Annotated in this window: 7 protein-coding genes and 2 pseudogenes; 5 read left to right on the plus strand and 4 right to left on the minus strand. The window is 59.9% G+C overall.

Annotated features, from left to right (window positions below):
- The first annotated feature begins 62 nt into the window (after nt 1-62).
- Both ACRXB1_RS26835 and ACRXB1_RS26840 read left to right on the plus strand, forming a co-directional pair.
- The gene (locus ACRXB1_RS26835) at nt 63-164 is read left to right on the plus strand and encodes a hypothetical protein (protein WP_449493757.1); all 102 of its coding nucleotides are present in this window, start codon (nt 63-65) and stop codon (nt 162-164) included.
- Nucleotides 122-367 (plus strand): annotated as a pseudogene (locus ACRXB1_RS26840) (PUA domain-containing protein); the annotation flags it as partial. The gene ACRXB1_RS26835 and the pseudogene ACRXB1_RS26840, both read left to right, overlap by 43 nt.
- Nucleotides 368-422: 55 nt before the next feature.
- Here the strand turns inward: ACRXB1_RS26840 and ACRXB1_RS26845 are convergent.
- On the minus strand, nt 423-977 hold the full coding sequence (locus ACRXB1_RS26845; RefSeq protein ID WP_075358568.1) for a CNP1-like family protein: 555 nt from the start codon (nt 975-977) through the stop codon (nt 423-425).
- A 146-nt stretch (nt 978-1123) separates the two neighbouring features.
- The gene (locus tag ACRXB1_RS26850) at nt 1124-1774 is read right to left on the minus strand and encodes an RNA pyrophosphohydrolase (protein ID WP_062000294.1); all 651 of its coding nucleotides are present in this window, start codon (nt 1772-1774) and stop codon (nt 1124-1126) included.
- Between the two features lie 228 nt (nt 1775-2002).
- On the opposite strand from ACRXB1_RS26850, the gene ACRXB1_RS26855 reads away from it, so the two are divergent.
- Complete coding sequence (locus ACRXB1_RS26855) at nt 2003-3751, plus strand: proline--tRNA ligase (protein WP_449493756.1); 1749 nt, start codon at nt 2003-2005, stop codon at nt 3749-3751.
- 1 nt (nt 3752) lies between these two features.
- Nucleotides 3753-4364 (plus strand): MarC family protein, encoded by a 612-nt coding sequence (locus tag ACRXB1_RS26860; protein ID WP_062000292.1) that lies wholly within the window; start codon nt 3753-3755, stop codon nt 4362-4364.
- Between the two features lie 116 nt (nt 4365-4480).
- On the opposite strand, the gene ACRXB1_RS26865 is transcribed toward ACRXB1_RS26860, so the two are convergent.
- Together ACRXB1_RS26865 and ffh are read right to left on the minus strand one after the other, a co-directional pair.
- Nucleotides 4481-5032, minus strand: coding sequence for a hypoxanthine-guanine phosphoribosyltransferase (locus ACRXB1_RS26865; protein ID WP_062000291.1), 552 nt, complete (start codon nt 5030-5032; stop codon nt 4481-4483).
- 148 nt (nt 5033-5180) lie between these two features.
- Nucleotides 5181-6548 carry a signal recognition particle protein gene (gene ffh, locus ACRXB1_RS26870; RefSeq protein WP_062167966.1) on the minus strand — a complete coding sequence of 456 codons (1368 nt, stop codon included), beginning with the start codon at nt 6546-6548 and terminating at the stop codon, nt 5181-5183.
- 118 nt (nt 6549-6666) lie between these two features.
- Between ffh and ACRXB1_RS26875 the strand changes: the two are divergent.
- Nucleotides 6667-6763: pseudogene (locus tag ACRXB1_RS26875) on the plus strand (inner membrane protein YpjD); the annotation flags it as partial.

Genomic DNA, 6763 nt, shown 5'->3' on the forward strand with positions numbered 1-6763 from the left:
GCGGCAAAAGCCTGCTGCCAATCGGTGTGATCGATGTGCACGGCGCGTTCGCGCGTGGCGAAGTGATCGCGTGCATGAATCCGGCCGGACACGAAGTGGCGCGCGGCATTACGAATTACAGCAGCTCACGGCGGGCGGCAAAAGCCTGCTGCCAATCGGTGTGATCGATGTGCACGGCGCGTTCGCGCGTGGCGAAGTGATCGCGTGCATGAATCCGGCCGGACACGAAGTGGCGCGCGGCATTACGAATTACAGCAGCTCGGAGGCGCGGCTGATCCAGCGCAAACCAAGCGGCGAGATCGAAACGGTGCTCGGCTACATGCTGGAGCCGGAGCTCATTCATCGCGACAATCTGGTCCTTGCCTGACCGGTCGACCACGAAAAAAGCCGCCAACTGGCGGCTTTTTCATTTAACGCGTTGCTTAGTGGTAGTTCGATACCGCTGTCCGTTTCATCTGAATATTTGACAAGATTTGCTGTGCCGTTCCCGTCGGCAGCTTGTTTGCACAGAAATAATCCTGATACAGCGCCGAGTGATATGAATTCAGCTCGCCGGTTTCAATGCGCGCAAAGTCCCGTTCCACCGCACGATCCCAACCTGTCTGGTCCTCGTTGATGCTCGCGTAGAGGCGCCAGTTGAAGTTGTCGCAGCGGATCCCTTCGTAGTTCACGTTGCGCGCGCCGGCCGGACTTTGCACCACGACCGTGTAGCGAATCACGCCGTCATCGCCGACGCTGAGCGATTTTTTATCGATGAAAAAACTAAGCGGTGTGTTCTGCGAAACCGTGAACGGCACCAGATTGGCGTCTTGCGGCAACGGCGGGATGGTCTCGACCTTGTTTTCGGTCCAGTTCGGCTTGCGGTCCATCAAATAAACAAACGCGCTGTCGTCCTTGTTTGAAGGCTTCGAGCTGCCGCAACCGGCGAGCACGACAAGAGCTGCCGCGGATGCCGCAAACAATGCAATGGCTTTCAATTCTTGAATCCCTGAGGTTGATGCAGCAGCGACTGCAAATCGACTGCAAATGGTTTGAGCCTCACGACGCCTGGGGCCCGTCTCCAACGCTGCACGAAAAAAAAGCGGCGCGCGTTGCCGCGCCGCCGCTTTGGATGACACACGTCCTAATCCCGCGAAGGACGTTGTGCGTAGATATGCAGCTCTTCGGTCACTGAACATTCTGCCTGAATGACCTGACCGTTGGCAGAAACGGTCGCGTCCTCCATGGTCATGCTCCCAATCACGCGCGGATACCGATTCGCGTGACGCGCCAAATGTTCCGCGCGCTCGGCACGCACGGCGGCGCGCCTCAGGAAGCGAGAAAGTTCTGTGAGCGCAAGCTGATAAACATCACGCTTGAACTCGATCACCGCGTCGAGCGGGACCCAATATTCGTTCCACCGCCAGGCATCGAATTCCGGATGATCAGTCGCACGCAAACAAATGTCACAGTCGCGGCCTACCATGCGTAACAAAAACCAAATCTGCTTTTGTCCGCGATAATGACCGCGCACTTCGCGCTTGATGAACTTGTCCGGCACCTCATAACGCAGCCAGTCACGGGTTCGACCCACGACCTTGACGTGTTCCGGCAGCAAACCGGTTTCTTCGTGTAACTCCCGATACATCGCTTGCACAGGGGTCTCGCCGTACTTGATGCCCCCTTGTGGAAACTGCCAGGAATGTTCACGCAGCCGCTTGCCCCAAAACACTTCGTTGTGCGCGTTCAAGAGGATGATGCCGACGTTCGGGCGAAAGCCTTCACGATCCAGCATACAACCACCTTCGAATCCTTTAAAATTGCTTTGATTATAAACAGATAACGGGCCTGGCGCACCGGCACGAACCCGAATCCGGCGTTCGTTGCGTGTGGGCGTTGAGGCGGGCGCGCTTTGGTCTTCGCCCCGCATCGCTGTCCCGTCGTTCACTCGTTCCGCACGTTCAGCACGATTGGGCGCTCACCGCCCATTCAATCGACGCGCTCCGCTTTGGAAGATTTTTGAATGAAAGCATCCCGTTTCTTTATCGCCACCCTGAAAGAAGCCCCCACCGACGCAGAAATCGTCAGCCATCAGCTCATGGTTCGCGCAGGCATGATCCGCCGTGTCGCCGGCGGCATTTACAGCTATTTGCCTATCGGTCTGCGTTCCATTCGCAAGGTGGAAGCCATCGTGCGCGAAGAAATGGATCGCGCTGGCGCGCTCGAATTGCTGATGCCCGCGGTGCAGCCCGCCGAACTTTGGCAGGAGTCGGGTCGTTGGGAGCAATACGGGCCGGAATTGCTGCGTATCAAGGATCGTCATGACCGCGATTTCGTGGTCGGTCCGACCCACGAAGAAGTGGTGACGGACATTGCGCGCCGCGAGATCAAGAGCTACAGGCAATTGCCGGTCAACTTTTATCAGATCCAGACGAAGTTCCGCGATGAAATCCGCCCGCGTTTTGGCGTGATGCGTGGCCGCGAATTCATCATGAAGGACGCGTATTCGTTTGATCGTGACCAGGCGGGTCTTGCTGAGTCGTACAAAAAAATGTTCGATGCCTACGTGCGGGTGTTCTCGCGCATCGGCCTGGAATTCCGTGCGGTCGCGGCAGATAACGGATCGATTGGCGGCAGCGGTTCGCATGAGTTCCACGTGATCGCCGACACCGGGGAAGACGCGATTGCGTATAACCCGGCATCGGATTACGCGGCGAACATCGAAGCGGCAGAGGCGTTGCCGCTGAACGCCACGCGGGCGGCGCCGGCTGAAGAAATGAAGAAGACTGCAACACCGGGCAAGGCGAAGTGCGAGGCCGTGGCCGAGTTGCTGAACATTCCGCTGCAACGGACCATCAAGTCAATCATCCTCGCGACTGAAAACGAAGGCGGCGAAGCGACCATCTGGTTGCTGATGCTGCGAGGCGATCATTCGCTCAACGACATCAAGACGGGCAAGCTGCCGGGCTTGTCGGGTTACCGGTTCGCCACGGAAGCCGAGATCATCGATACCTTCGGCACGCCGCCCGGTTATCTCGGCCCGATCAACACGAAAAAGCCGGTCAAGGTGATCGCAGACCGCACGGTCGCGAACATGAGCGATTTCGTGGTCGGCGCGAACGAGGTGGACTATCACATCACCGGCGTGAACTGGGGCCGCGATCTGCCGGAACCGGTCGTGGCGGACATCCGCAATGTGCTGGCGGGCGATCCTTCACCGGACGGCAAGGGTGCGCTCGAAATTTGCCGCGGCATTGAAGTGGGCCACGTGTTCCAGCTCGGCACGAAGTATTCGGACGCCATGGGCGCGACGTTCCTCGATGAAAACGGCAAGCCGGCCAAGATGCTGATGGGTTGTTACGGCATCGGCATCACGCGGGTTCTGGGTGCGGCGATCGAACAGAATTTCGATGCCAAGGGCATCATCTGGCCGGAATCGATCGCACCGTTCGAAGTCGTGCTCTGCCCCATGGGCTATGACCGCAGCGAGGCCGTGCGCGAGCAGGCAGACAAGCTGTATGCAACGCTGCAGGCGGCGGGTATCGACGTGATCCTGGACGATCGCGGCGAGCGGCCGGGTGTGATGTTCGCAGATTGGGAGCTGATCGGCGTGCCGCATCGGCTGGTGATCGGTGATCGCGGGCTGAAGGAAGGCAAGCTCGAATACCAGGCACGACGCGACGCAGAAGCCACGTTGTTACCGGTCGATGACGCCGCGAATGTGGTGATCGAGAAGGTCCGCGCCGCGCTGGCGGGTGGAGTGACGAAGTAACGTGCAGTACAACTTCCTCTCGGCGACGGTGCTGCTGATCCTGATCACCGATCCGCTCGGCAACATCCCGATCTTCATCAACGCGTTGCGTGGTGTGGCGAAGGAGCGCCGGCGAGTCGTGATCCTGCGTGAAGTCGCGATCGCGTTCGGGATCTTGCTGCTGTTCATGCTGGTCGGCGACCGCTTTCTTCGCGCGATGAGCCTGACAGACTTGTCGCTGCGGCTGGGTGGCGGGATCGTGCTGTTCCTGATCGCGCTGCGAATGATCTTCCCGCATCCCGATGGCCCCATGGGCGGCGATTCGCGTGGAGGTGAACCGCTGATCGTGCCGCTGGCCATTCCCGCGCTCGCGGGTCCGTCGGCGTTGGCGACCGTGATGCTACTGACATCGCAGGCGCCGGGGCAGATGTGGGAATGGATCGGCGCGCTGACCGTGACCATGTTCGTCTGTGCGATCGTGCTGGTCATGGCCGAGAAGATTCAGCACTGGCTCGGCGAACGCGCGGTGACGGCGTTCGAAAGGCTGATGGGACTGGTGCTCGTGTCCATATCCGTCGAAATGATCCTGACCGGGATTCGGACCTTCGTACATCAACTGGCGGCGAACGGCTGAATTCGTTGCAACCACTAAAACAGAAGGCCGTTTCAACTTGCGTTGAAACGGCCTTCTTCACATTCTGCTGCAATGGCCGTTCGGCCGGTCACGCGCCTTCAATCACGCGCCTTCAATCATGCACCTTCAGTCAGTGCCCGGATGGTCGGCAGGTTGCGCCAATAGCCTTTCGCGTCCATGCCGCAGCCGAACACGTAACGGTCGGGGACTTCGAAACCGCAAAAATCCGGACGTAGCGGTTTCTCTTTGCTGATGAGCTTCTCGCAGAGCACCGCCGAGAGGAATTTCTTCGCGCCCATTGCCATGATCCGGTCGCGGATGGCGGCCATGGTTTCGCCTTCATCCAGGATGTCGTCGAGTACGAGCACCACGCGATCCTTCACCGCCTCCGCCGGCGCCACGCGCCATTCCATCTTGTCGCCGCCCTTGGTCGTGTTGCGGTAGCGCGTCAAATGGATGTAGTCGAACTCGAGCGGGAAGTCGAGATGCGGCAGCAGCATGCCGGTGAACACCGCCGCGCCGCCCATGACGGACAGCACGAGCGGAAATTCTTCGCCGGTGCTCGCGCCGATGGCTTTCGCCATGTTGACGATCGACGCGGTCACGTCCTGCGCCGAAACAATCTCTTCGGAGTGGCTGAAAATGTGGAGTGCTTCTTCGCGGTTCATAGGGCAGGCGGGGAGGGTATGAGGCTAAAAAGGAGCGACGAGGGCGCCAACGCTCAGGCGCGCGCCACGACATGATAAACCCGAGTTCCTCGATGAAACCCGGGCCGATCGAATCAAAGCCGATTGCCGGACAAAAAAAGACAAACGCTTAGCGCATGCCCGGCATCATGCCTTTCATGCCGCGCATCATTTTCTGCAGGTTACCGCCCTTCAGCTTTTTCATCATGCCGCGCATTTGCTCATACTGATTCAGCATGCGGTTCACTTCCTGCACTTGCACGCCCGCGCCCGCGGCGATCCGGCGTTTGCGCTGCGCCTTGATGAGGTCGGGTTTCGCACGCTCCGCAAGCGTCATGGAATTGATGATGCCTTCCATGCGGCGCATCTGCTTTTCAGCGATACCCATGTTCGCGCCCGCCGCAGCTTGCTGGAATTGCGCCGGCAGCTTGTCCATCAGCGACGACAAACCGCCCATGTTCTTCATCTGCGCGAGTTGGGCGCGGAAGTCGTTCAGGTCGAAATCGCCGCCTTTCTTGACCTTGTCGGCGAGTTTTTGCGCGGCGGCGCTGTCCACGCCTTTCTGCGCTTCCTCGACCAGGGCAAGAATGTCACCCATGCCGAGAATCCGGTTCGCCATGCGATCCGGGTGGAACACTTCCAGGCCGTCGAGCTTTTCGGCGACGCCTACGAACTTGATCGGCTTGCCGGTCACGTGGCGCACGGAAAGCGCCGCGCCGCCGCGGGAATCGCCGTCGAGCTTGGTGAGCACCACGCCGGTCAGCGGCAGGGCGTCACTGAACGCCTTGGCCGTGTTGACCGCGTCCTGGCCGAGCATGGCGTCGACTACGAACAGCGTTTCCGCCGGTTTCAGGATGCCGTGAAGCTCGGTGATTTCCTTCATCATGGCTTCGTCGATACCGAGCCGGCCAGCCGTATCGACGATCAGCACGTCGTGGAAGTGGCGTTTCGCCCAATCCACCGCCGCCCGCGCAATGTCCGCCGGTTTCTGATCCGGTTCCGACGGGAAAAAGTCTGCGCCAACCTGTTCGGTCACCGTTTTCAACTGCGCGATAGCAGCCGGTCGATACACGTCGACCGACACCGTCAGCACCTTTTTCTTGTGCTTTTCGCGCAGCAGCTTGGCGAGCTTGCCGGTCGTGGTGGTCTTGCCCGCACCTTGCAGACCGGCCATGAGTATTATTGCAGGTGGCGTGACGGCAAGATTCAGCTCGACCGCCTTGCCCTCATAATCCCCGCCGATGATCGCCGTCAGCTCGCGCTGCACCACGCCGACCAGCGCCTGACCCGGCGACAAGCTTGAGATCACCTCTTCGCCAAGCGCCTTTTCCTTCACCTTGGCGATGAATTCGCGCACGACCGGCAGCGCAACGTCGGCCTCGAGCAGCGCCAGGCGTACTTCGCGCAGCATTTCCTGCGTGTTAGCCTCGGTGAGCCGGGCTTCGCCGCGCAGCGTCTTTACGACGCGCGCCATCCGTGTAGTGAGTGTGTCTAGCATGGGAGCGTGTGAGAGTGCGGCCGGTAAGTGTCGGTAACTAAGCGATAACGGCGTCTCGGCAGCCCTTTGCGAGAAGGGGAAGACGTCGCGGCCTCGGGGCCTGGTGTAAACTTCAATCATGGATATTGTACTGTATGCCCTCACTGCGCTTCTCTACGGCGGACTTGCCGTAGCGGGCTGGCGCGCGCATCGCGACACGTCGGTCGAACCGGCGA

The organism is Caballeronia sp. M23-90, from assembly GCF_053574605.1.